This window comes from Brevibacillus borstelensis (genome assembly GCF_036700025.1).
Lineage (GTDB): Bacteria > Bacillota > Bacilli > Brevibacillales > Brevibacillaceae > Brevibacillus > Brevibacillus borstelensis.
Genome location: NZ_CP144923.1, coordinates 1 through 23,688, shown reverse-complemented (window position 1 = coordinate 23,688; position 23,688 = coordinate 1). Strand labels below are relative to the sequence as shown.

General features: G+C 45.1%; 23 protein-coding genes and 1 pseudogene. 7 read left to right on the top strand and 17 right to left on the bottom strand.

What is annotated here, in order from left to right; genetic code table 11:
- Nucleotides 1-32: 32 nt before the first annotated feature.
- Nucleotides 33-632: a TraX family protein gene (locus V5G20_RS27005; RefSeq protein ID WP_197187512.1), complete on the bottom strand. Its 600-nt coding sequence runs from the start codon at nt 630-632 to the stop codon at nt 33-35.
- A gap of 659 nt (nt 633-1,291) precedes the next feature.
- On the opposite strand from V5G20_RS27005, the gene V5G20_RS27000 reads away from it, so the two are divergent.
- A complete protein-coding gene (locus tag V5G20_RS27000) occupies nt 1,292-1,483 on the top strand; it encodes a hypothetical protein (protein WP_197187513.1) in 192 nt (63 codons plus the stop codon).
- A gap of 792 nt (nt 1,484-2,275) precedes the next feature.
- Here the strand turns inward: V5G20_RS27000 and V5G20_RS26995 are convergent.
- A complete protein-coding gene (locus tag V5G20_RS26995) occupies nt 2,276-2,524 on the bottom strand; it encodes a hypothetical protein (RefSeq protein ID WP_197187514.1) in 249 nt (82 codons plus the stop codon).
- 208 nt (nt 2,525-2,732) lie between these two features.
- Here V5G20_RS26995 and V5G20_RS26990 point away from each other — a divergent pair, with 208 nt between their 5' ends.
- The 4 genes and pseudogenes from V5G20_RS26990 to V5G20_RS26975 all read left to right on the top strand — a co-directional run.
- Nucleotides 2,733-3,692: an IS30 family transposase gene (locus V5G20_RS26990; RefSeq protein WP_327953988.1), complete on the top strand. Its 960-nt coding sequence runs from the start codon at nt 2,733-2,735 to the stop codon at nt 3,690-3,692.
- Between the two features lie 481 nt (nt 3,693-4,173).
- On the top strand, nt 4,174-5,832 hold the full coding sequence (locus V5G20_RS26985) for a hypothetical protein (protein WP_338463495.1): 1,659 nt from the start codon (nt 4,174-4,176) through the stop codon (nt 5,830-5,832).
- Nucleotides 5,833-5,846: 14 nt separating this feature from the next.
- Entirely contained in the window at nt 5,847-6,191 is a 345-nt protein-coding gene (locus V5G20_RS26980; protein WP_006211803.1) for a hypothetical protein, read from the top strand.
- A gap of 3 nt (nt 6,192-6,194) precedes the next feature.
- Nucleotides 6,195-6,482: pseudogene (locus tag V5G20_RS26975) on the top strand (Tn3 family transposase); the annotation flags it as partial.
- A 264-nt stretch (nt 6,483-6,746) separates the two neighbouring features.
- Here V5G20_RS26975 and V5G20_RS26970 read toward each other — a convergent pair.
- Both V5G20_RS26970 and V5G20_RS26965 read right to left on the bottom strand, forming a co-directional pair.
- The gene (locus V5G20_RS26970) at nt 6,747-7,583 is read right to left on the bottom strand and encodes an ArdC family protein (RefSeq protein ID WP_197187515.1); all 837 of its coding nucleotides are present in this window, start codon (nt 7,581-7,583) and stop codon (nt 6,747-6,749) included.
- A 96-nt stretch (nt 7,584-7,679) separates the two neighbouring features.
- On the bottom strand, nt 7,680-7,832 hold the full coding sequence (locus V5G20_RS26965; RefSeq protein WP_197187516.1) for an aspartyl-phosphate phosphatase Spo0E family protein: 153 nt from the start codon (nt 7,830-7,832) through the stop codon (nt 7,680-7,682).
- A gap of 1,076 nt (nt 7,833-8,908) precedes the next feature.
- On the opposite strand from V5G20_RS26965, the gene V5G20_RS26960 reads away from it, so the two are divergent.
- Nucleotides 8,909-9,247 (top strand): helix-turn-helix domain-containing protein, encoded by a 339-nt coding sequence (locus V5G20_RS26960; RefSeq protein WP_197187517.1) that lies wholly within the window; start codon nt 8,909-8,911, stop codon nt 9,245-9,247.
- A gap of 53 nt (nt 9,248-9,300) precedes the next feature.
- Here the strand turns inward: V5G20_RS26960 and V5G20_RS26955 are convergent, their stop codons facing one another.
- From V5G20_RS26955 to V5G20_RS26925, 7 genes are all read right to left on the bottom strand, one after another.
- On the bottom strand, nt 9,301-9,612 hold the full coding sequence (locus V5G20_RS26955; protein WP_206699397.1) for a hypothetical protein: 312 nt from the start codon (nt 9,610-9,612) through the stop codon (nt 9,301-9,303).
- 9 nt (nt 9,613-9,621) lie between these two features.
- On the bottom strand, nt 9,622-10,308 hold the full coding sequence (locus V5G20_RS26950; RefSeq protein ID WP_197187518.1) for a hypothetical protein: 687 nt from the start codon (nt 10,306-10,308) through the stop codon (nt 9,622-9,624).
- Nucleotides 10,309-10,485: 177 nt separating this feature from the next.
- The gene (locus V5G20_RS26945) at nt 10,486-12,939 is read right to left on the bottom strand and encodes an NlpC/P60 family protein (RefSeq protein WP_197187519.1); all 2,454 of its coding nucleotides are present in this window, start codon (nt 12,937-12,939) and stop codon (nt 10,486-10,488) included.
- A 12-nt stretch (nt 12,940-12,951) separates the two neighbouring features.
- Nucleotides 12,952-15,318 carry a VirB4-like conjugal transfer ATPase, CD1110 family gene (locus V5G20_RS26940; protein WP_197187520.1) on the bottom strand — a complete coding sequence of 789 codons (2,367 nt, stop codon included), beginning with the start codon at nt 15,316-15,318 and terminating at the stop codon, nt 12,952-12,954.
- Nucleotides 15,260-15,670, bottom strand: coding sequence for a PrgI family protein (locus V5G20_RS26935; RefSeq protein ID WP_197187521.1), 411 nt, complete (start codon nt 15,668-15,670; stop codon nt 15,260-15,262). The genes V5G20_RS26940 and V5G20_RS26935 overlap by 59 nt, the downstream gene beginning before the upstream one ends.
- Nucleotides 15,663-15,842 (bottom strand): hypothetical protein, encoded by a 180-nt coding sequence (locus V5G20_RS26930; protein WP_338463496.1) that lies wholly within the window; start codon nt 15,840-15,842, stop codon nt 15,663-15,665. Before V5G20_RS26930 ends, V5G20_RS26935 begins: the two co-directional genes overlap by 8 nt.
- Nucleotides 15,839-16,639 carry a hypothetical protein gene (locus V5G20_RS26925; protein ID WP_197187522.1) on the bottom strand — a complete coding sequence of 267 codons (801 nt, stop codon included), beginning with the start codon at nt 16,637-16,639 and terminating at the stop codon, nt 15,839-15,841. The genes V5G20_RS26930 and V5G20_RS26925 overlap by 4 nt, the downstream gene beginning before the upstream one ends.
- Before the next feature lie 181 nt (nt 16,640-16,820).
- On the opposite strand from V5G20_RS26925, the gene V5G20_RS26920 reads away from it, so the two are divergent.
- A protein-coding gene (locus tag V5G20_RS26920) for an IS1182 family transposase (RefSeq protein ID WP_122958896.1) occupies nt 16,821-18,151 on the top strand; the annotation gives its coding sequence in 2 pieces (ribosomal slippage) (nt 16,821-17,361 and nt 17,361-18,151; 1,332 coding nt in all).
- Nucleotides 18,152-18,277: 126 nt separating this feature from the next.
- Here V5G20_RS26920 and V5G20_RS26915 read toward each other — a convergent pair.
- The 6 genes from V5G20_RS26915 to V5G20_RS26890 form a co-directional block, all read right to left on the bottom strand.
- Nucleotides 18,278-18,595: a hypothetical protein gene (locus tag V5G20_RS26915; protein ID WP_197187523.1), complete on the bottom strand. Its 318-nt coding sequence runs from the start codon at nt 18,593-18,595 to the stop codon at nt 18,278-18,280.
- 25 nt (nt 18,596-18,620) lie between these two features.
- The gene (locus V5G20_RS26910; protein ID WP_197187524.1) at nt 18,621-20,552 is read right to left on the bottom strand and encodes a VirD4-like conjugal transfer protein, CD1115 family; all 1,932 of its coding nucleotides are present in this window, start codon (nt 20,550-20,552) and stop codon (nt 18,621-18,623) included.
- On the bottom strand, nt 20,549-20,887 hold the full coding sequence (locus V5G20_RS26905; RefSeq protein ID WP_197187525.1) for a hypothetical protein: 339 nt from the start codon (nt 20,885-20,887) through the stop codon (nt 20,549-20,551). Before V5G20_RS26905 ends, V5G20_RS26910 begins: the two co-directional genes overlap by 4 nt.
- Entirely contained in the window at nt 20,888-21,727 is an 840-nt protein-coding gene (locus V5G20_RS26900) for a DUF3801 domain-containing protein (RefSeq protein ID WP_197187526.1), read from the bottom strand.
- Nucleotides 21,728-21,815: 88 nt separating this feature from the next.
- Entirely contained in the window at nt 21,816-23,276 is a 1,461-nt protein-coding gene (locus V5G20_RS26895; RefSeq protein WP_241752975.1) for a relaxase/mobilization nuclease domain-containing protein, read from the bottom strand.
- Between the two features lie 6 nt (nt 23,277-23,282).
- Entirely contained in the window at nt 23,283-23,597 is a 315-nt protein-coding gene (locus V5G20_RS26890; RefSeq protein WP_197187528.1) for a MobC family plasmid mobilization relaxosome protein, read from the bottom strand.
- Nucleotides 23,598-23,688: the final 91 nt, after the last annotated feature.

Below are 23,688 nucleotides of genomic sequence, written 5' to 3'. Positions count from 1 at the left end.
TATAAATATAATTATATGCGTTAATGTTAATGTTAACGTTGATAAAAATATAATATTACCGCAATGATCGTAAGGTGTGCTGGATAGAAGCTCCGCCACATCCAGCGCGGAACTCGTCCCACATAAAACCCGGATTTGATTAATGCCGTTCCCAATACACTAAAAACCTGTAGAGGCATAATCGGTAAAAACAGGGCATTCAGTACCAAGTGCATTAAAATCTCGCTTTTTGAGTAATGAAAGATCAGCACCAAAACCAAGACGTAGCAGCCATATTCAAACGGAAATAGTTCTAGGGCCAGCGCCGCCCCCCCGATCAGCAAGACTTTCCACGCTGTATTTTTCATGGAGCCGAGCAGTTTCAAAACTACCAAACAAATTATGAATGTCCCTATAATATTTATTTCCGAATCGCTCACCGCCAGCATGAAAGGAATCTGCGAAACTGCCGCAAGCAGCAACAGACGGCAAACGTAGCGCCGAAAACTGGAAGTGTGCCGGAAGCCTTGTACAATTCCGAAAGCGTAAATAGGCAGAGCCAGCCGCCCGATAATCCTATAAGTAATTTCTTCCGGAAAGAACACAATTCCTACATGGTCAAGCAGCATAGACAGCATTGCAAGTATGTACATGTATTCCCCCTCAACATCATTATAAACAATTACATTAACATTAACAATAATGTTTTTATCCGTCGAGCAAAAAACACGCGCCGGGACACTCCCCCCTCACTTCCTCCTAATCGTATAACACCGGACTAATGAGCCTTTGAACCATAAAGCTTACCCTCAATAAATTTATGTATACATTAATATTAACATTGACGTTAATGTAAATCAATGCCAGAGGTCGGAGGAAGTGTTGTTGTGCCGCAGGTGCGGCAAACAGGTGTCTAAAAAGGTCTTGTGGACAACTCTATCAATATTCAATCTTTATCCACAGCCGCAATGAAAGGTAGCCGAGCTACGCTCGCCTTATGGATTAAAATCATCCTCCCCACGCCCGCCCCTGCGTTTGTGTGCTCGCAAATTTGTGCTTGACGGGGCTTGGGGTTTGTGATAGGCGGGTGGAGAGCTTGAGCGAGCGAGCACACGCCCCCCTTATAGCCGAAAACGGCATAAGGAGGGCTAGGCTAGGGTCAACGTTAGGCGTAACGGAGCCGCCGTCGGTCGCTTCGCTTTTACTGTCATTCAACGTGCCCAGGTCGTGCTTTACCACGTGGCCGCATATATGTGCGGCGCTCTGACAGCCAGCCTACGCCTTTCGGCGTACACGGACGGGAATATGGTCGATGGAGTCACATCGCCAATCTGGAGCGATTGCAGGGGCGCAATCGGGCGCGAATAATCAAGGCCATTTAGCTGGCTTAATCATCCCCAAGCAGTTTAATATCGGACGTCGCGCCGCCTACACCGTTTCAGGTTCGGACTTTTTCGCCGCTGGCCGCTTCCGGGGAGATCGGGACGACAAACCCGATGTGTGATCGATTTGACCATTTTTTTCACGTCGTTTTGGGTGGCATTCTGCTTAGTCCGAAAAAAGGCAATAAGAAACTAAGCATACGATTACCATTTTTCAAAAAATGGGAAATCGTGCGCCTGATATTCGCTTTTTCTGTTTGGCTCATATATGTATCTCTAGTTGTTGGAATCTATTTTTGAAAACCAGAAAAGCCCCTAACCGCCGAACTTCACAGGGCGATTAGGGGCCTTTTTACATTTAGTAAAAAGCCACGAACTTCCTTTCAAGAATCCTTGTAAATACCACGAAATTTGGGTATACTAAAGGTATCCGAAAAGCTGTTGTGAGGCACCTGTTTCGCTGAATGGAGGTTCAGACGGAGCAGCTAACGAGTTGGTAGCTCGTTGCGGCTGAAACAATGGCTTTATTTTATTTTGTTTTCAAATAAGTTTAATAGATTTAACTACATTATTCCACATCATATTTTGTTTGACAAGCTATGATAGACGCGACACAAAACGACATCGAAAAGCGCTTTGTGTCGAAGTGTATACAGGATGTAGCCGGGTGCTGCGTTGGCCGGGCGCGATCCGCGCCGCGTGTGTATACATTTTTTGCAACCGGCATCGCTGCAGCCAGGACGATATGTATACATTTTCGCGCCTGGCCAGCTCACAAGATCCGGAAAAATGTATACAAAAAAAATTTTGGTCATAAACGAACAATCAATAGAATTGCTTTTGTCCTTTGAGTGAATGTTTTTCTGCTTTTCCGCCCCCGACCGGGGAAGGGGCCCCGGTTGGGGGCGGCGCTTTTACGCCAAAATTGCGCTCACACGCTCTATGATGATACTTCGTTCTTCATCGTCAATTTGATCTAATATTGTTGCTGGATGCTCCCATGTCGCCAGCGCCAGCACATAATGATAGAGAACGCCCCGAACCAAAGGAAACAAACGGGCTTCTATAGACCATCCGGGCGTTTTGCTTAAATAGTGGTCGATCAATGCGTTTATATCTTCCTGAGTATAGGCCGTTCCGTCCTCCGCTCTATATACCGTCATACAAAGCCCCTCCCTATGAAATCGACTTTAAGGCGTATTTATCTATAAGGGGTCCATCCAACATTTTGACGAAAATATACTCTAAGGATTTTTCTATATGACGGATTGTAATATGAAGTGCGACACCTAACCAAAGGCAAAAAAATGGCCCATGATTGATTCGTGTAAAATGAAGTTACCACAACACATTTACACAGGAGAATCAATCATGAGTTATTCACATCTTAGCATAACAGAGCGCAGTCAGCTAGCGTTACTCCATCGTCTGGGTTGGTCTACTCGGGCCATTGCCACTGAACTCAAACGGCATCACTCTACGATTGCCCGTGAGTTAACTCGGGGAATGGAGGCAGGCGAATATCAAGCCGAGACGGCTCATCATGCGTATGGGCAGCGTCGAGAGAAGTCCACTTCCCGTGGCAAATGGACACCCGAACGTGGCTCCTATATTGCTGAAAAATTAGCGCAAACCTGGTCTCCCGAGCAAATTTCCGGACGTATGAGCCAAGACTGCCCAGAGCAGAAGGTATCGTTTAGAACGATCTACCGATGGCTGTATCAAGGACTTTTGGTGAAAGGAGATACCACTGTCTTGCGCCATAAAGGAAAACGCAGACAGCCTCGTGAAACACGTGGTCGATTTAACGTAGGTAAATCCATTCAACAGCGACCCAAAGAAGTGAGAAAACGCGAGAGTTTTGGTCACTGGGAGCTTGATACGGTTGTTTCGAGTCGAGGAAAAAGTAAAGCATGTGTAGCCACGTTTGCCGAGCGTAAGACCCGTCTCTATCTTGCTATCAAGATGCCTGATCGGACTTCCATTTCGCTAGAGAAGGCATTTGGTATGATTGCTCGCTCTTTTCCCAAAGGTACGTTTCAAACAGCCACTGTTGATCGAGGAAAAGAATTTGCCTGTTATGATCGCCTGGAATCCGTCCATAACCTAAACATTTACTTTGCCGATCCATACTCTTCCTGGCAACGTGGCACCAATGAGAATTCCAATGGACTTCTTCGTGAATTTTTCCCAAAAGGAAAAGACTTCGCTGAGGTTTCCGAGGAAGAATTGGGTCAGGCACTGTATCTCATTAACAATCGACCGAGAAAATGTTTAGGCTGGAAAACCGCTCACGAATCATTCTTGGAAGCTCTGTCGCACTTGGCTTGACAAACCGTCATATAAAAAAGCCAACGTTTCTTATACTTAAGGAATCACCGACTATTTGAGGTTGATCTTATTTCCGATTCTTTTCTCTTTTATATTCTTGGTAATCCCCCTAGCCCTTGCAAAGTAGGGAGGGTTTGCTTCTTTTGGATGGAATCATTTGGATAGATTGAGGCTAATAAATTTCAAGGTTTCTTAGCGTACGCTTTCCGCGTTTTGTTGGCAATACCCCGGTTGACTGTCCAGGGCAAGGGGAGCGAAAACCCGTCCTCCTGCATATATCAAACATAGGGTAGCTACACCTCCTTTGTCATGGACCTTACCTTGTCTTGCCGAGAGCGAGACAAGGTCTTTTTTTGCCCATTTTCTGTGTATTTGATAGATGGACAAAAATTTATAGGTAGATTCGCCGTTTCCGAGTTAATAGCAGGCAAATATACTAAAGGGTAGTCAACTACCCCCATCAAAGGAGAGGATAGAAGTAATGACAAAGGAATTTAGAAAAAGAAAAACAACCTGCAAAAAAAAATCTTCCCAGCAAACAGCGTGTAGCTGTCATCGTAAAAAACACAAACACCGCAAGCCGCCTGTCAAAGTGACGATTTCCTTAGCCAAGGCGATCGACAAGGCGATTGCCAAAAGCCTTGCTAAAAACCTTGCTAAAAACCAAGCTCATGCCATTAGTAATGCCACAAGCACAAATGATAACGACAGCGGATCCACCATTAACGATCAACTTACAAGCGAAAGTGGCGCTAAAAATCATTCGGAAAGCGACAGCGACTCGAAAATTTTCGAAAAAGTCGATAACCAAAGTACGGCAACGAACGCCACTAATACCGATAGTGACTCTACCATTAACGAAACGGTTAATTCCACCAGTGGTGCAACCAACACCAGTGATAACGATAGTTCGGCTACTGTCAATGACACATTAACAAGCACAAGCGGCTCGAACAATACCTCTAATACCGATAGTGACTCTACCATTAACGAAACGGTTAATTCCACCAGTGGTGCAACCAACACCAGTGATAATGATAGTTCGGCTACTGTCAATGACACATTAACAAGCACAAGCGGCTCGAACAATACCTCTAATACCGATAGTGACTCTACCATTAACGAAACGGTTAATTCCACCAGTGGTGCAACCAACAACAGTGATAATGATAGTTCGGCTACTGTCAATGACACATTAACAAGCACAAGCGGCTCGAACAATACCTCTAATACCGATAGTGACTCTACCATTAACGAAACGGTTAATTCCACCAGTGGTGCAACCAACAACAGTGATAATGATAGTTCGGCTACCGTGACCGATACATTAACCTCAACTAGCGGCTCGAACAACGCATCAGACGCCACCAGCACTTCGTCATCGGGTGATAGTACCTCCACCAATGGAGATAATACCTCCACCACAAGTAGTGGTCCTGCGGCCAACTCATCGGATACGGACGCCACCAGCAGCTCAGGTGATAGCACATCAACGAATGGTGATAATACGTCAACCACAACAAGTGGTCCTGCAACAAACTCATCGGATACAGATGCTACATCGAGTGCAGGTGACAGTTCCTCAACCACTGGCGATAATTCATCCACAACCAGTGCCACTGCCACCACAGGTGATAACACCTCTACGCCTACAGCAACAGCGTCGACAGGCGATAATACTACCACCAATACCTCCAATGCTGACAACTCTTCAACGAACGACAACGCAAGCACCGCCAACAGCACGTTAAACTCCACCAGCTGCGCCACCAACGAATCCACGAATACCAGTGAATCCAACAACACCTTTGACTACAACAGCGCCTTAGTGAGCACGGCAAACGGGTTAGCGAGCTCGGCAAACAACTCGGCAAACACCGTCTCCAATGGCAACAACTTCACCGTTGGCAATCAAATTCAAATTAGCGACAATTCCGTGCTTTTAGCCTTATTGCTTTTGTTTTGCAAATGCCGTACCTGCTGTAACTGTCAGCCTTCTAGCGGATCAACAAGCGGCTGTACCTGCGGCACGTCGGGGACGACGAATTTGGAAGGGATTATTTCCAAACTGCTCGATGATGAAAAAAATAAACAACAGCGCATTTTTGATATGTTAAACCAAAATAATTCAATCGCTTAAGGAGGCGTTTACCCATGCTTGAAAACAGTTCAAAAACCACGTTCACGATGTCTCGCAAAAACGGAGAAACCACACTTTCGGTGGCGATCAACAATGGCAGCGACGAAGAAAAAAATATTAACATGGTCGTCAAAGACAGTGCAAACGGCAATGTATTGCCAAGTGTGATCGATGGCACAGCCATCGACAACGGGGTGACGCTGGAACCTAAAGCAATCAAAAACATGGTGATTGATACCACAAACGCCATCGGGCAAATTCTCGTGGAAATGGCAGGTGCAGGGAGGATGACAATGCGTCAAAAAAGTTCGTCATCCGGTGGCAAAACAAGCAACATCATCGAATTGATATTAAAATAAAAATTCTTCGGCAAACATGGCGAACTGCGGGAACGTGCGCTACAAGATCAGCTCCAACGGGCAAGTGCGTTGAACATTATCATCAATGCAATTAGCGTTTGGAATACCGTCTATCTCCAGCAGGCAACTGAACACCGCAAAAAGCAAGGTAAGCTTCAGGAAGAACTGCTAAATCACATTTCCCCCCTTGGATGGGAGCACATCAATTTTCTAGGTGAATACAAATTCAACTTCAAGCAGAATACGTCTCTCAACTCATTACGACCGCTGAAACAACAGGAAGGTGAGTGATCGGTAGTCCGGGCGGTGTAGCCCGGACTATTGGGCTTAGAGTAAGAAAAAACGCTAAGCCAGGTACATCCGAAGGCTTAGCGTATATTATCGTTAAAATGTTGGCGGTACCCCTATAAGCAACCGCAATTCAATCCAGTTTCCGCCGGACGTGCGGACATACAAGCGACCATTGATTTTTTTTCCGTGGGTGTACATCGTTAATTCCCCCTGACAGATTATATTTTAGGTAGCTGCCGCCCCCGATCAGGGGGCGGAGCGCTGTTATTCGGTGGCTTCCTCAAATACAGTTCCCAAAATATAATCTGCCGCTTTCTGCGCTTGCGCTGCTGCCTGAACGATTAGCTTTTTGTCCTCCTTCAACTTCCTAAGCCAGCCGCCAATATAAGCGACGCTGTTTTGCATTGTGCTGTTATCGATTCCGGCAACGCCGCACAGCATGGCCGCGCCGATCTCGGCAACAAGTTCCTCTTTCGAATAGTTCTCGTCACCAAATGCGGCAATCTCGGTAATTCCGGAACGGTTTAACCGTTTGGAATGCCCTGTACTGTGAACATGCTCATGAAAAAGGGTGCTGTAGTATTCTTCCGGCTTGGGGTAATCGCATAGCGGCGGCACGCTTACAATATCGTCAGATGGGCGATAGAATGCCCGCCCGGAAGCAAAGCGAACGGGCGGCGCGTCTTTGTAGCTCGCACAAATGCGCTCGGCTTCCTCTATTGGGTCGTGGTCAAATGTTTCGTCGTTCCGCTTGCTTTGCAATCCTTCGCATTGCCGATTGATTTCAAACACCGTGTAATAGCGCAAGAATGGGATTTTTTCCTTTTCCCCGGTTTCCTCGTTCTCTTTTTCAAGCCATGTCCAGAAAACAACGAATTGCCCTTTCTCGCCTTTTTTGACTTTGCCCCCGGCTTCGCTTACCTGCTTGAAGGTCGCATACTCTCCCGGCTCCAGCAGCAGCGTATTAACGCCCCGATACGGCTTTTGTGTCTTCCAATTGACAGCCGCACCCACGCGCCACGGGCGGCGCCAAGGCACAATTCCTTTTTCCAATTCCGCGATAATGCGGTCAGTTACCATTTCATAGATTTTATTGCTCATGTGTTCCCTCTCCTTTACTTGTGGTAAAATAGAGGGGCGAAGGCTCGGAAAATTCTTCGCCCCGGCCCATTTGCTTCCCTAAAAGCAAGTGGGCTTTTAACATGCACTTTGACTCACCTTCAGATATTGATTTAAAAGCTGGTCGAGTTCTTCGGATACCTTCAACACCTCCGGCGCTCCTAACCCTTTTTCAAGGGCCAAATTCTCCATTTCGCGGCGCTTCTGTTCGATTTCGTCGATCAATTCCATCGTTTTCACCTCCTTTCAAAGCTTGACATTTCCGCCCTAACCCCCTAACATCCGGAACCGTTTGCCTGTCTAGCCCGAGCGGCGATGAGCGGATGGTTTTAAGGTTTGGAGCATGGATCTTCTATGCTGCCTTGCCTTGCGTATGTAGTTTTCAAAGAACAAAAAACATCCGTATACCGTAGCCGTCGCAAATTTAAGATCATATCGGTTCTCGGAGCGCAAGGGCATCCCGAAGGGACGACAAAAATTTTTTGAGTGGTTTCCTCAAAAAATTTTTTCGCCTTGCGCGGAGAGGTTCGATATGATCCCATGCGACCGGATGGCTACGGTATGCGGATGTTCCTTCTTTGAAAACGGAAGGAGCAAGGCCGGATAAGGGATATGTATGCGCTCAAACCTTCCGCTTCCTTGAATCAGCTTGCAAAGGTCTTGCTTCCTTGCAGCCCCCGTAAAGAAAGTCAATGGAATCTACAGGGTCTTAGGCAGCTATGCTGCCTTAGAGCCTGTGAGTCGCTTGACTTTTAGGGGGCGTCTACTGCGGGAGCCAAATAAAAAACAGCCCTTAAAAAATCAATTCAAGGACTGTTTCTCGTTGATGGTTTTATGCTATTATCCCGGCTGCGGTGCAGCTCCGTGTCCGCTCTTGGTCATGGCTGCCTGGGCAGGCTACCACAGGGCTTCTCATCGTCAAGGGTGCGCTTCCGCCGCCCTCCGCTGGCGCTCCGGACGCCCTTGACGACGAGCCTCGCGCCCTGCGCTATCCAGCCATTGCGGCCATGCCCCTACCGCTCCCACTCCGCCCCGTCACTTCGGCTACGCTTCCGATCAGAGAGCAAAAACAATGAATTTATACGAATAATAGGCTACGGCGAAAAGCAAAAGAATAAAGTAACCCCAAAATAGTAACCATTTCAATAAGGTGAAAATATCCGGTTACTCCCTTCGACGGCTGTATGTTCCATTATACAAAATGAGCCACTAACAGACAATGAAAATAAGTCTTTTGTCTGTTTACATACCTAAAAACACTACCACGGATGGACTACACTGGAATTATTAAAGGTATGGAGTGAGAAATGGAACAATCTACATTAAAAATCATAGGAAGCAATGTCCGGAAACGACGAAAATTGAAGGGAATGACGCAAGAGCAGCTTGCGGATTTGGCCGGAATGAGCTTTTCTTATCTCGGAAAAATTGAACGTGGAGAATACAACGTAAAAATACAAACATTGGAGAAAGTAGCGAAGGCGTTAGAATGCAGTTTAGCGGCTTTGCTTTCCGACAGTGTTTTTAAAGACGTGGAAATGACCGAACCAGTATTAGAAGCTGCCGCTATACTTCTCAAGGAAAACGACGAAAACCAGCGTAAAGCGGTTGACATTCTTCGCTTTATCTTCCGAACTGAAAAATAAAAAAACGAACGATCGATTCTCCGGAAGAAAATCATCGTTCGTTATTTTTTTATTTACTGCCCTTCTGCTTGTCCTCCCTGCGCTTGACCTTCCTGTTTTTCCTCTGAATCACTGTTTTCAGATTTTAGAATGTGATCCAATTGACCGCTTTCAATCGCCTGTAAAACTAGCTTTAAGTCAAGGCCGCGCTTATTGACGACAACCATCGTTTCTTCAATCGTTTTTGCTTGCTGCTCATGCTCCAATTCCTTGATTTGCTTGTTAACCTTCCGTAACTGTTCGTCAATCTTTTCTTTTCTCTCCGTTAGTTTTTCCTGCTTCTCATACAATTTCAACAGCTTATCTTCAATCTTTGCCTCTTTCATTTTTTCCTCCTAAATATCGTAATAATCGTGTTTGTAGGCTACATGTCGAAAGGCAAAAAACAGAACGCCCACGATACCGCAAATGCCAAAAAACAGGATAGCTGATGCGGCATCATTCATTGGATTTCTTCCGGAATTCACTTGAACGTTTGTTTTTAATTCAGGCTGTTTCGTAGGAGCCGGATCGGTCTGATTTTGTCGATTTTCGGAAACTGTAGCTTGACTACTATCCATCTGTTCAAGCATCTTTTCAAAATCTTTTTCAGACGTTGGTTCCTGATTCGTTGCGGGGGTAGTCTCTTTTACAGGATTATTTTTTGCGGTCTGTTTTAATTCGATTTTTAATGTAAAGGTTGCCTCCTTTCCTTCCTCAATCGTTAAATTCTCCGGATATTGAAGGCTGTAGTCCGTCGCGTTTTGCCCGACGATGTTAATGAATCCAATCGTATATTTGCCGATTGGGATTTCCTCACTGGTTTTAAAAGCGTTAGCTGCATCCAGCCGCTTAATAACACTATTTCCGTCCGCCGCAGTAAAGTTAATCAGAACAGAATTTGAAAATCCTTGCGGCACGGTTGCTTCCAGTTTTACTTTTCCCACTTTCTCTATAGTAACTGGATTTTGAGGTTCCGCATAGGAGTAACCCGCAAAAAGAAACAAAAAAATCACTAAGGGAATTGCTATCTTGAACCGCAAATTTGTCATCCTCCCTTCAAAATTCCTGTATACAAATGATCCGGAGCCGCGGCAACGGCCGGGCGCGATCCGCGCTGAGCATGTATACATTTTTCGCAGTCGGCGACGCTGCAGCCAGGACGAAATGTATACATTTTCGCGCCTGGCCAGCTCGTCAGATCCGGAAAAAAGTATACATCAATCGAAAATCAGCGGACGACGTGGATATTTGAACCCTTTATAGCTGTTGACGACGACTCCCGAACCGCCTTCACAATGAACATAGAGGTTCTTTCCGCTTTGGTCTTTTCCGATGAATATTCCAATGTGGTTAATGCCCCCTTGCCCCGGCATGTTCTTAAACACCAAGTCACCGGGAATCAATTCGTCCCATGTAATAGACCTTGTGCGCGTCCACTGGTAAGATGTGCCGCCAGCGGAGAAGACATTTCCTAAACCGCCCGTCTTGAAAGCCCAATCAATGAACCCGGAGCAATCCAATCCGAAAGGCTGATATGTTCCAGTTGTCTTACTTCCGGGGGCAGTAACCAGCCTTGGCGTACCCCATTCATTATTCCAGCCCGCAGGGGACTTACCGCCCCAAAAATACTTAACCTTTCCTTCAAGTGTAAGCCCGGCTTCAATAACATCTCGTCTTGCTCCCTGAATGTTTTCGCCGATCCGGTTGCGGATCGCTTCTAGTTCTTCCGGCGTCAAAGGATTAGTTCCGTAGTCAATGGAGTCAACTAAATCGGGGAATTGTTCCCGAATGACGTCACTTGTAACTAGCCGTCTCACCCACTCTTGCTGTTCTTCGTTGAACCCAATTTGATCGAAAATGTCTTCCATGCTGTACGAATAGATATTTACGATCAGCCTTGTTTTGGTCACTGTTTCACATGTTCTTTCTTCACCGCTACCTGAACATTCTGTCTCTGTATAAGTTTCTTCCCTCGTCTCGATGCGGTTCATTAAATCAAAAATGGATTGCATGTAAGTCTGTTGTTCAGGCGTAAATTCAAGCTCCTGCTCGTATTTAACCGCGACAATGGCTAATATTTCGACCCAGTTCGTTTGTAACGTGCCTTCCTCGTTCATATACTCAATCCGAACGTCATCATAGCCAGCGTTTCTGTAGCTTTCGATTTGGTTTTTGAATTGGGTGTCCATGTCTTTGATAAAGTCTTTGTACTGAACAATAGTCGATTCGTCTGCCATAAACGCCGTTCCAGCCGCAGCCGTATTCATTCCCCCGCCATTCGTGATAGTCATCATCACCAGTAAAAGGATAGCCACAACAGCAGCAGCGGCCCATGTATACGGATTTGCTGCAACAGCAGCCGCAGCTTTTGCCGCGAGTTGTTTTGCTAAAAGCATTGCGCCCCGTTTCAGCGCCGCTGCTGGCGATGCAAGAATCTTCTTCAATCCACTTTTAAAGGCATTGTTACGAGCCGCCGTTGCCAATGCTTTTTTGGTCAAAAACTTGTTCCCTGCTGCCGCTGCCGAACTTGCACTTTTTATGTTCCGGACACGCATAAAATTCTTCGGGCGGGCCATACTTCTAATAGACTTGCCCTTGAATCTATCAACGCCTTTGATTCTATCAACCGCCGTCGATATTTTCCGGTAGGAACGTTTTGTCTTAGAAATGCCAGTCTTTGAATCTAGCAGCGATTGAATTGCTATATTATGTTCTTCGTCCGCATGACTGTCCAAAGCATAATAGGATTGCCGGAGAGACGTTTCCCGCAATTGCCGCATATTACGCTTCATACTTGCCGCCGCTGCGGTTTTCAGAGTGGCTTTAAACCCTGTATTAGCTCCGCGAGAAGCAAAGGACGTCTTGATTTTCCCTGACCCTATAAATCTCGTTGTGTTGCTCTTGAGCTTCCCTGAATTTGCTTTCAGCTTTTTCAAATGATGGAGCTTGATTTTTCTTACGGTGACTTGTTTTTCCCCGACGGAATACCTGCGCGGCGGTACTGACCGCGCAGGTTCTTTGTATTTAGCCCGGAGAGTTTCCATACGAGACTTGCGAACGTGCAGCGTCCGTATTTTGGACGCTTGCGGTTGCTCGCTTTGGATCGCTTCCGTGCGGACCGTCCGAGGCGTTTCGCGCTGCTCGCTTCGGATTACCGCCTTATAGGAAGCTTCTTTTTTATTAGCCCGGAGAGCTTCCAAATGAGACTTACGAACGTGCAGCGTTCTTATCCGTGACGCTTCTAGCTGCTCGCTTCGGATAGTCGCCTTGTGTGGCGACGTCCGGGGCGTTTCGCGGTTCCGGATAACAGCCTTTTGCGCTGCCACTCGTGACGGCTCGGCCTGTTCGCTCCGGATCGCCTCCGTGCGGGCCGTCCGGAGTGTGTCGCTGCGTTGCTCGCTCCGGATCGCCTCCGGACGAGACGTCCGGGGTGTGTCGCTGCGTTGCTCGCTCCGGATCGCCTCCGGGCGAGACGTCCGGGGTGTATCACTGCGTTGCTCGCTCCGGATCGCTTCCGGGCGAGACGTCCGGGGTGTATCACTGCGTTGCTCGCTCCGGATCGGAGAGCTAGAGCTTCCGACCCGGACATGTGTTTCAATGAACTTTTTGTTTAATCCACTAACTTTAACAGGCTGTACTTTCCTGAAATTTGTGGTTTTGATTCGCTTCAATTCACTCCCCCCTTATCGGGCCTTCACTATACGTTCGACTTCATCAACCTTCGTCGTCATCATCTTGTACAGCTTCGTGTTTTTCGGGAACTTATCCGTAAACGGAATGATGCTGTTGCCGATGAATAACAACCCTTGCCCGCTGTCTGAATTGGTCACATAGCTAAGTTGCGTATCCGAAATATTAAGCAATGCTGCAAGCTCATTCCGGTCGCTCGTCGCCTGGTTGAGCATCATTAAAAAGTCGCTGTTTGAAAGCATCCGCCGCGCAAGCTCCGATTTAAGCAAGTCTTCGACGTTTTGGGTGATCCCTGTCGGAACCCCTCCCCACTTTCTGGCCCGTTTGTACAATTCAAAGAGGAAGTTAGCTGAATATTCGTTTGCGAAAAGCAAATAGATTTCGTCCATGTACAACCATGTTCTCTTACCTCGGTTTCGGTTCATGGTGATCCGGTTCCATACTTGGTCAAGAACAATCAACATGCCCATTGTTTTCAACTGTTTCCCAAGGTCTTTAATATCGAAGCACACAAATCGATTATTGATGTCGATATTTGTCTTATTACTGAATACAGACAGGTTGCCTTTTACATATAGCTCTAGGGCGGTCGCTATTTGCTGCGCTTCTTCCTCATGTTGTGTACGCAGCACATCATAGAAGTCATGCAGCGTCGGCACATCGGCCATATCGAACGTTTGCAAATATTTGTGATAGGTGAGCTTCAAGCAACGGTCAATGATTGATTTTTCCCGTGGTGTCAGTCCATATCGTCCGCCTAAAATGACTTCGCAAAGCGACAGGATAAAATCCGATTTGAGCATTAACGGATCATCTTCGTCGGAATAGTCGATAGACATATCCAGCGGATTAATGTAGTTCTTCGATCCCGCGCTAATATGGATGACCTCGCCTTTGAAGTTCGTAACCAAGTTGGTATATTCGCGCTCCGGGTCAATGATAATTACATCGTCGTCCGTATTCAGGAGGACGTTTATCATTTCACGTTTGGCCGCAAAGGACTTACCTGATCCCGGCGTTCCCAAAATAAATCCATTCGGATTTTTCAGGGTCAATCGGTTAAACATAATCAGATTTCGGGAAACGGCGTTTTGTCCGTAGTACATTCCGTTTTCCTGAAACAATTCTTGGTTTGTGAAGGGCATGAAAACAGCCGTACTCTCGGTTGTAAGCGTCCGGGAAACGGAGAGCAGGTTTAGACCGTACGGCAAGCAAGAATTTAGCGCATCTTCTTGCTGATAGTGCAGGGTTCCAACCTGACACAAGAATTTATTCGCTATGGCCGCAATATCGCGTCCATCTTTATTTAGGCTTTCTAAGTCGTCCGCAAAGTGAAGGATGACAATATTCACAAGAAACATCTTTTGGTTTTTGTTTATTAAATCGTCCAGCAGTTCTTTTGCTTCTTCAAGGCTGTGCTTTAGTTCATGCGGTATGAAAGCCTCAAGATAACCATTTTTCAGGCTGCGCTTTTGATACTCGATCTTGTTCGCTTCCATCCCGGTCATTTGCTTTTTAACAAGCCTTAAAGCCTTGTGGCTGTCAACTGGCTTTATATTCAGCGTAAGCACCATATTAAAGCCGAAGTCAGTAATTTCGCTTATCAGCTTGTCGTTCAGATAGGAGGGCAGCTCCTTGATATGAATCGCTCTGGCGTACTTGTCTCCGATCATCATATGGTCGCGTTTAAACGTGAACGAATCGGGAGCGATCAAGTCTTTTGTAATTAGCCCCTTACGCTTATGCTGGATCGGATCGTATTGGAACTGGCCTTCCTGCCCCATTCGGTAAATATCGTGAAGAAGCTCCAGCCGTGTTTCCAATTCGGCAGTTTGGATATTACTTCCCATTCGTTTGAAAACAGCTTGCATTTCGGTTTCCATCCGCATAAAGGTGTTTTGGGCTTCATCTATCGATTCAGCCTCAATTGATACGGTAATGCACTTCTGCTTTGTTAATTCGTTCTTTCCCCCAACGACCTGCTTTTTGAGCATCCCGTTGTACTCGTCTCGGAACTCTTGCAAATGGTCATGCTTTGTTTTCAGCAGTACCCGGCTTTGCAATTCGTCTTTGTTAAAGCTCTTGTTTACGATTGTCACCTGTAAGTCGGTGGTGTTATCGAAATAGTTCAAAAAATCGCAGTACCGGACAAAAATTTCTTCCTGGTCTTCCTGCTTTGATACCTGATAATTAATGTCCTCGAAGAAAAATGATTTAGAAAAGCGAGTACGGCCATGCTGCATAATTCCGTCTTCGTTGCAAGCCGTATAGGGAATGGTTTGTTGAGTAGTTTTCGGGATTTTAACCTTGCGCTTGGACGTTGTTTTTTTCTTTTTTCCTCCGAGTAAAGCCGAGAACATTTTTCTTCCCCTCCTCTGTTTTCTCTTTAAATTTGTTTGTAACGTCAAACAGGTTAACCGTTTTGTACTTCCGCTTTTGAGGATAGATAAGCTCCGTTTGGAGCATTGCTTTCACGAATTGTTCAAACGTCATTCCGTTATAGTTGAAAAAGCCAATCAAGAAAATGGGTATGGCAATCAGTATTACAATCCAACTGGCGGCGTCGGCTCCAATATAATCCTTACCGAACCAGTACAAAGGTACGTTAATGGCTATCGCGATTATCGAACATATCAATTGACGTAGGTTTAGACCAAAGAACAGCTTTTCTTTAAACTGGCGAATCTCTTTAGGTATGCGAATTTCAATCATTCCGGAATCCCCCCTCCTGTATACATTTTTGTGTCCGGATCTCGTCGCTGGCGCTTCCGGATGTATACATTTCCGACGTGCTGCAGCTCGCCAGGTCGTCAAAAATGTATACATCCGCCGCGCCGATCGACGGCTGCCGGTCGCGCAGCGTCGGCGGCATTGTATACATCAAGCGCCAGTCAGCTTTTTGGCCCATGAGTTGGACTTTATGACTACAATCAAGAGGGCTAAAGCGGAAAGTACCCCTTGCCATAGCGCCATATTCGCTCCGTCACCTTTACCTATCAGGATATTAGCCGAAATCGCGATATACACGGTACAACCAATGATAATAATGACTCCCTGTAAGCAAACAGCAGCGTAATCCATAATAAAGCGTTTTGCTGTCCCATTCAGGTTATCATTAATAGCCGTTGCAATTGGAATTGGGGATACTGCCGTATAAATCAGTAGTTCAAAAAGCCGCCCGAAAACAACAAGGATGATTACGACTTTTATCGCCCATATGCAAATTTCAAACGGCAAAAGTTTAATCGCGAAGAACTTCTTATCGAACCAACCGAGACTGTTGTACTCTTCTTCTATCGCGTCATAATCTACGTAAACTTTTGGGTCGCTACCATGCAAACCAACCATATTCGTTATGTGCGCCGATATAGCGAAAATCGCGTCAAGCAGATCGAAGGCGTGTTCCATGATGAATTTGGCAAATATGAGCTTCACGCAACATGAAACGACTGTCTCCCACTTGAAAAACTGAAAATTGACGGTTTTGCTGAAAAAATCGAGTAGGAAATATAGTGTCAAAAGGCTGTAACCAACCGGGAGAATGGCCGAATGGATGTCTTTAATGGTTGCATACAGCCCCGGATAACTGGCAGGGCCTTCATTGACGAGAATTGCGACGTCATTTACAACCTCCACGAAGCCGTCAAACGCTTCTTTGATATTGTCTATCGGGCTTGCCATCTACTTCACCCCTTTGAAAGAAAAAGGGCGCTCTGCGCCCCCAGGCTGTCGAGAAAGTCGACAGCCATTTTTATTTCCCTGTATTTTGTGACGACACCGCGTTAATGTGTTATAATATTCTTGTAATTACATTTACTGGCGGGTGATTATTGTGCTTTCCTCTAATGAAAAAAAGCAACAAATGCAATATGAATTTGTATGCCTTGATGAGTTGGTCCCGGAGGACCATTTGCTACGAGTTATTCAAAAGCATGTAGACTTCTCTTTCATCCGAGAAAAAGTACGCCAATACTATTGTGAAGATAACGGTAGACCAGCCATTGATCCGGTGGTTTTATTTAAAATGATTTTCATTGGATACCTTTACGGTATCCGGTCAGAAAGACAACTCGAAAAGGAAATTCAGACGAATATTGCTTACCGCTGGTTTCTTGGCCTTTCACTAACAGATCGAGTTCCAGACCACACTACCATCAGTTGGAATCGTCGAACTCGTTTTAAAAACACAAATGTTTTCCAAGAGATTTTTGATGAAATCGTTCGCCTTGCTATCCAACATCGCATGGTTGGCGGACGTGTTTTGATAAGTGATTCCACTCATCTGAAAGCAAATGCGAACAAACGTAAATTTAAGAAGCATGTTATTGAAAAATCTAGTCGAGCCTACCTTAGTGATTTAGAAGCAGCCATTAATGAAGACCGTGAAGCACACGGAAAAAAGGATTGAAGCCTAGAGAGGATGTGAAGGAAGAAAAGGAAATCAAGGTGAGTACTACTGATCCGGACAGTGGTTACATGGTTCGTGACGGAAAGCCTGAAGGCTTTTTCTATCTCGATCATCGGACAGTCGATCATAAGTACAATATCATAACTGATGTACACGTGACTGCGGGTAACGTTCATGATTCTGTTCCTTATGTAGATCGGCTACAACACCAAATTGAGAAGTTTGGGTTTACAGATACCATTGAAGCCGTTGCATTGGATGCTGGCTATTTAACTACTCCAATCTGCAAGGCTCTGCACGATCTAAATATCTTTGCCGTCATTGGCCATCGAGCTTTTTCACCTGTTAAAGGCCTTATCGCCAAATGGCGGTTTAAATATGATCCCGAAAAGAATGTCTATATTTGCCCCCAAAAACATGAGCTTGCTTATTCGACAACTGACCGTAACGGATACAGAATGTATAAGTCAAATAAAGAAATATGTAAGGCATGTCCGATGCTCACTATGTGTACACGGTCAAAAAATCACCAAAAGGTGATAACCAGGCATGTATGGGAAGAGAGTAAAGAATGGGTTCGACAGAACCGCTTAAGTAAGTCAGGAAAATACCTATACAGGTTGAGATACCAAACGATAGAGCGAAGTTTTGCAGATGCCAAAGAACTGCATGGACTTCGCTATTGTAGGTTGCGCGGACGTGAAAATGTCCAAGAGCAAGCGTTGCTGACAGCAACCGTTCAAAATATAAAAAAGATAGCACTCCACCTTGCAAAGGCATGTTAGGTGTGGTGCTATCTAAGACTTCCAGCACTTCGTGCTCAATTTTATTGTTATGAAAGAAGAAACTCCAACATATTGTGGGGTTTCTCGACAGCCTGAGGGCGCTCTGCGCCCCCTTTTTCTGTTTTCTCACAGCCCGAACAGAGACAAGGACTGTGTGAGGCCAAAGACAAGGAAGCCCGCAGCCAGTGTTTTCAGCCCTCTGATTTTGCCGTCAGCGTCGTCATTTTTGAAGCCCAACGCCGTCTGTACCCCGCCAAAGAAAGCGACGATCAAGCCGATCCGGCCCAACCATTTCGCAATTACATCGATCAGGTTATCCAGCTTATCCAGACCCGCATCAGATGCAAAAGCCGGACTAGCAACCGTCATCAGTACCAAAGCCGAAACAGCTACCTTCATCATCATTTCTTTGTTTTTGAAAAAGTTTTCGAAAAAGCCTTTCATGTTTTTCTCTCCTTCATCTATTTGGTTATTTGGTTTCTTGCAAAATTGCTTCCATTTCATCTGTACTGTCCTCCAGCAGTTGCCCGACATCAACAACGTTTGCATCCTGCAAAGCAGTGTCTTCCATATCCAGACTTCGCATGTTATAGACCGAAAGTTCTTCATCGGTACTGTCGGCGCTGGCCGTGTTGGCCGCTGTGTCGTCGGTGCTGGCGGTGGCGGCTGTGTCTGTGTTCTCTGTGAAGTTCACCCCCATTGCAGGATCAAAGAAATACTGGTCGTTTGCGTCGAACAAAAACTTATAGTTTTTGTGCTTCTCCAGCTTGAATTTGTCGCTGTAAAACGGGCTTAACCCCCGGACAAACAAGATGCACTTTTCATTTGGCATTCTGGAAATTTCGTCGATTGTCATTAATTCACGACCCTGTATGCCATAGCTGACGCTTGTTGAACCGCTTCGTCCTCTGGATCGGCTTGACGTGCTTGTGTCGATGGTCATTTTACCAAGCCCTTTATTGACCCATTCGAGCGTTGAACGTTCCTGGCCCCCCAAGAACAGAATTGAGTCGCAGTTACCAACAATCGTTTCCCAAGCGTCTTTATACAGGTTTTTAAGCTGCGCCATATTTTGAATGATCGGCGTTACCGATATATTCCGGCTCCGCATTGTAGCTATCATTTTGTCAAAGTCCGGAATTTGGCCGATGTTTGCGAACTCGTCAAGCAGGAACCGAACATGATGCTTCAAACTTCCTCGGTTTTCAAAGTCGGCCACGTAATACAAGGAATCGAATAACTGGCTGTACATCATGGCAGCTAGGAAGTTGAACGTTGTGTCACTGTCGGGGATAAGCACGAAAAGCGCTGTTTTTTCATCCCCAAGCTTCGTAAGGTTCAATTCATCCTTAGACAGCAGTTCTTCAATTTCAGAAATCCCGAAAGGCGAGAGCCGGACGCCAGCAGAAATAAGAATGCTTTTCGCGGTCTTACCCGAAGCCATCCGAAAAACGTCATACTGCTTCACGGCCATGTGATTCGGTTTTGTCTCCCTCAACTTCTCAAAGAGGAAGTCAAATTCACTTTTAAATTCCTCGTCGTCTTCTTTGACTTCGGCCAGCCGTAGCATTTCGAAGACAGTCCCAAAATGATGTTCGGATTCCCGTAGTTCGTAATAGATATAGAAAAATATTGCCTGCAAGAGCGCAGTTTCAGCTTTTTCCCAAAACGGATCGCCGCCGCTATTTTTATTCGGGTTTGTGTTTTTAATCAGAAGATGGATGAGCTTGAGGATGTCAGATTCTTTTCTGATGTAAGCAAATGGATTGTATTTGGAGCTTTTAGAGGGATCAATGAGGTTAAAAACTTTGATGTTATATCCCTGACTCCGAAGAAAGTACCCTGTATCGCGCAGCAGTTCTCCTTTGGGATCAGTCACAACAAAGCTAGTGTTTGCTTGCAGTAAGTTCGGCTTCACAACGAAACGAGATTTACCCGTCCCTGCGCCCCCGACGACCAAGATATTTAGGTTTCGCTTGAACTTCTTGGTATTCAGGCTAAGCCTTTCAGTGTTGGTCAAGATGACGTTATTAAATGGGTCTTTATCCGCGATCTTCTTCCGATCCGCGCTGCCTCCCCACTTGGCCGTCCCGTGTTCCTTTCCACGCATAAAGTTTTTCTGGACGGTTATTCGATAAACCGCAAAAAGGAAGAAAGCAAGTAGCTCCAGAAAAAGTATTCGTAGCGTTTTTTGGTTAAAGCTCGGGGCCTCCATGTTTTCGATTCGCTCAAAGGATGATGTTATGTAACGCTCAAGCTGCTGAATCTGAAACTGTTCCTTTGACGACTCGATAACCTGAACAAAATGAACCGTGAAGTAAGCAACAACGAGATATAGAACAGCAAGAAACAATAGGAAGTTTCGCGTTCGCTTCCGTTGCTTATCCGGATCGACATTCATCTTGCTATCCCCTTCCTAACCGGGGGATCGCTCGCCTTTTGCTCTGTGACTAATGATTTGATTTCTTCCCGCTTTTCGAGCAGCGAGCTTTTTTCCGGCAGCTTCGCAAATCCGCCTCCGTAACGATGTACTTCCTCGGCTATTTGCTCCGCTGTGCCGACTGATTCAATCCCGGCCCTCATATCGTCCGGCCTTGTAACGTAATCGCTGTTGATTCGCTGCACATAAATCCTGCCAGCAGCTTCTTGACCAACAATGAACTCTTGTTGTTCTCCGTCCTTCAACTTCTTTATGATCTCGGAAATGTTCTGGACGGTTAGACGATCCTTCGCCATTTACCTGCCCTCTCTTTCCTTATTTTTCGTTCTCACCTGCACCCTTTCTTTTTGGCCGTTTACCATTGGTTCGACTTCTTTCCTTTTGTCTGCGAGTGTCGGTCTTGCATCCCACGTATTTCGGTGCGTCTGGATTTCGGTCTGACCAATCACATTGCCTTCCTCGTCGCGTTCCTTTTTAACAACGGTAACGGGTTGCCTTCCCTTGTTTTCAAATTCTGCTTCATCCCCGACATCGACGCCGCCTTCACGAATTGCCCTTTCTAAATCCACACCCCAAATTGTTTTTTCTCCCTGATCCGTCATGATCTTGGCGTAGTAGCTTTTTTCATTGTTCGGATCATGTTCATATGGAGCCTCACCGTGTTCGAGCAACTTCCCGACAATTTTACGATCCCGGTTTTTTTCAGTTTCGGAATTTTCAACTTCGGGCGTTTCTTCGTTTTCAATTGAATGTTCACCAACAGATTGCTCGCCAACGGATTGCTCAATAAGGTTCTTTAAGATGCGTTTTATTCGGGCTTCTTCACTACTTTTGTAAAGAATCGCATAATTGTCCGCATTTTCTTCTAGCGCAGCAAACGTCACTCCATAAAACTTTGCTTCTACAATGAAGTCGTTCATTTGATCCTTCGGCAAGTCGAAGACTTTAATTTCCTCGTTGCTTTCACGAAGTTTTTTCAAGGAAACTTCTCCGGCTTTATTGCCACTTTCTTTTGCTTTTTGGATCAGATACAAAAGAAGCTGTTTCATCGTTTCATTAGTCATCTTCGCAGCTTCTTTTGATAATTCCGTCCCGACTCTCGTTGCGACATTTGCGACATCCGTTCCTAAATCCACTTTGCTTTTCCCCTCCCTGTACAAATTTGGAAACGAAGTTCTGATTTAAGAATAGCAAGTTTTTTAAAAATCATCAATACACAAAAAATCAAAATTCGAGTTCTTCTCCCTTTTCTCGTTTTTTACTTTTTGGCGTTTTTGTCGAAATGTCATTTAGCGTTTTTTCGATCTGATTCAGTTTCTTCATTTCATCATTAAGTAGTTCTTTTCGCTTATTCAGTTCTCCAATTTTTAGAGAGTGATTTTTAAATTTCTGAACAAAATCTGAAATTTGGTTTTCGTCGATTTTGAAATTTTGTAGTTTTTCCCTCGCATTCTCAAACAGCGAAATTTCAGAACTGTATTTGTTCTTCAAAATCATTTTTTTCAAACCAGCAGAATTATACTCGTCAAAAAACGGCTTGTATTTCTGATAAGTATTCACACTTTGCATTGCTAATTCGAGTTTACGTTTAACTTCTTCCGCTTGATTAATTACGCGAATCACTTCATCAAGTTTCTCTTTTACGTTCTCTTTTTCGGAAAGCAACTCCGATTTACTCCGCAAGTTTTTCTCATTAATGTACTTCAACTGACTAGATAACTTGCTGATTTCTAAATCAGCTTTATAGTTCCTCTTTACTACCTTTCCATTAGAAGCATTTCGATCTGACACCGTTTTGAGAAGAACAATCGCAAGAGCAAAGTTAACGGCCAACGATCCGCGCTTATACCGATACTTGAAAGCAGCATCCCGGTAACTTTGTTTTGACATCCTGTTTTTGACACGGTAAACACGGCGGCGGCTCGATGTTTCCAGCCCGAAGCTTCTATAGAGTATCCGCTCCTTTATTTTTTCTTCTTCGTATTCAGGCCCAAGTGTTTTCCCCCTGACGGATCGGCCCATGTCAGGCAGCCGGAAAGTCATATATTTAACATGACCCTGCTTAATGGTATATCCCATTCCCCGCATCTTATTTAAAAACTCGTCAAAGGAAGACGAATCCGAAATAACGGAATCAATGTCTTTCTTAATACGAGCTTTCCACGATGTACCGGACTTTTCTTCTTTCCATTCCTTATATGACTTTGATCTGGATTCCTTGTTCGGTGGAATAATGCTTAAATCATGCTCTTTTGCCACTTCATCAGAAAACTTCCTTGCATCGGCCAAACTCTTTTTGCAAGCATTAAATTTCTTCCCTTCAAGGGAAACGGAATTTACAACGATATGGTTATGGATGTGATCCTTATCAATGTGAGTGCTGATAATGTATTGGTATTTATCGCCCAGGAGCTTCTTGGCCCACTCCATTCCAATTTCATGAGCCTTGTACGGATCGGTAAGCTCATTTGGTTTGAACGATTGCATGAAATGAAATCCAAGCGTTCCCTTCTCTTTTCCATGCTTCTTCTTGTTCGCCATCATTTGCTTATAAGCAAGCTTTTCGTTCGTGGCGCAATTCACTCCGGAAACAAGAATCCCTTCATCTGTCTTTTTATCATTCACGATGTAGTTCAGGGATTTATTCAAGGTCGATTTAATTGTTATTTGCTTCACGTAAGGCATGAGGCATCACCCTTCATCGTAAAAGCTTTCAATCAGTTTATAAACTTCGTCAATTCTTGACCGAATAGACTTTAAATCATCTTTAGATAAATAGTCAAATTCATTCGCCTTCCGTGCAATCTGATTTATGTTGTTTCCGATCTTGTTTATCTCATAAACAAGCTTTTCAACTTCGTCAAAATTTCTAATTACAATGTATCCTTGCGTACAAATTTTTCTAACGTACTGACTTCTTTTCAAACCTGCTACTTGTGCCTTTTTATCAATTATCTCTAGTTCATCTTGTGTAACCCGAACTTTGATTAGCTCTGTTTTGTTCATGGCTGGAAAACAACTCCTTTCGCAAATATAACGGGTCTTAGGGCAGCGCCCTAACAAGCATGTTTTTCGGATTTGTGGACACAAATCCAAT

Excerpts from the sequence above, each read along its gene's own strand:
- V5G20_RS27005 (WP_197187512.1), bottom strand. The coding sequence starts at position 632 with ATGTACATACTTGCAATGCTGTCTATGCTGCTTGACCATGTAGGAATT.
- V5G20_RS27000 (WP_197187513.1), top strand. The coding sequence starts at position 1,292 with ATGGAGTCACATCGCCAATCTGGAGCGATTGCAGGGGCGCAATCGGGC.
- V5G20_RS26995 (WP_197187514.1), bottom strand. The coding sequence starts at position 2,524 with ATGACGGTATATAGAGCGGAGGACGGAACGGCCTATACTCAGGAAGAT.
- V5G20_RS26990 (WP_327953988.1), top strand. The coding sequence starts at position 2,733 with ATGAGTTATTCACATCTTAGCATAACAGAGCGCAGTCAGCTAGCGTTA.
- V5G20_RS26985 (WP_338463495.1), top strand. The coding sequence starts at position 4,174 with ATGACAAAGGAATTTAGAAAAAGAAAAACAACCTGCAAAAAAAAATCT.
- V5G20_RS26980 (WP_006211803.1), top strand. The coding sequence starts at position 5,847 with ATGCTTGAAAACAGTTCAAAAACCACGTTCACGATGTCTCGCAAAAAC.
- V5G20_RS26970 (WP_197187515.1), bottom strand. The coding sequence starts at position 7,583 with ATGAGCAATAAAATCTATGAAATGGTAACTGACCGCATTATCGCGGAA.
- V5G20_RS26965 (WP_197187516.1), bottom strand. The coding sequence starts at position 7,832 with ATGGAATTGATCGACGAAATCGAACAGAAGCGCCGCGAAATGGAGAAT.
- V5G20_RS26960 (WP_197187517.1), top strand. The coding sequence starts at position 8,909 with ATGGAACAATCTACATTAAAAATCATAGGAAGCAATGTCCGGAAACGA.
- V5G20_RS26955 (WP_206699397.1), bottom strand. The coding sequence starts at position 9,612 with ATGAAAGAGGCAAAGATTGAAGATAAGCTGTTGAAATTGTATGAGAAG.
- V5G20_RS26940 (WP_197187520.1), bottom strand. The coding sequence starts at position 15,318 with ATGTTCTCGGCTTTACTCGGAGGAAAAAAGAAAAAAACAACGTCCAAG.
- V5G20_RS26935 (WP_197187521.1), bottom strand. The coding sequence starts at position 15,670 with ATGATTGAAATTCGCATACCTAAAGAGATTCGCCAGTTTAAAGAAAAG.
- V5G20_RS26925 (WP_197187522.1), bottom strand. The coding sequence starts at position 16,639 with ATGGCAAGCCCGATAGACAATATCAAAGAAGCGTTTGACGGCTTCGTG.
- V5G20_RS26915 (WP_197187523.1), bottom strand. The coding sequence starts at position 18,595 with ATGAAAGGCTTTTTCGAAAACTTTTTCAAAAACAAAGAAATGATGATG.
- V5G20_RS26910 (WP_197187524.1), bottom strand. The coding sequence starts at position 20,552 with ATGAATGTCGATCCGGATAAGCAACGGAAGCGAACGCGAAACTTCCTA.
- V5G20_RS26905 (WP_197187525.1), bottom strand. The coding sequence starts at position 20,887 with ATGGCGAAGGATCGTCTAACCGTCCAGAACATTTCCGAGATCATAAAG.
- V5G20_RS26895 (WP_241752975.1), bottom strand. The coding sequence starts at position 23,276 with ATGCCTTACGTGAAGCAAATAACAATTAAATCGACCTTGAATAAATCC.
- V5G20_RS26890 (WP_197187528.1), bottom strand. The coding sequence starts at position 23,597 with ATGAACAAAACAGAGCTAATCAAAGTTCGGGTTACACAAGATGAACTA.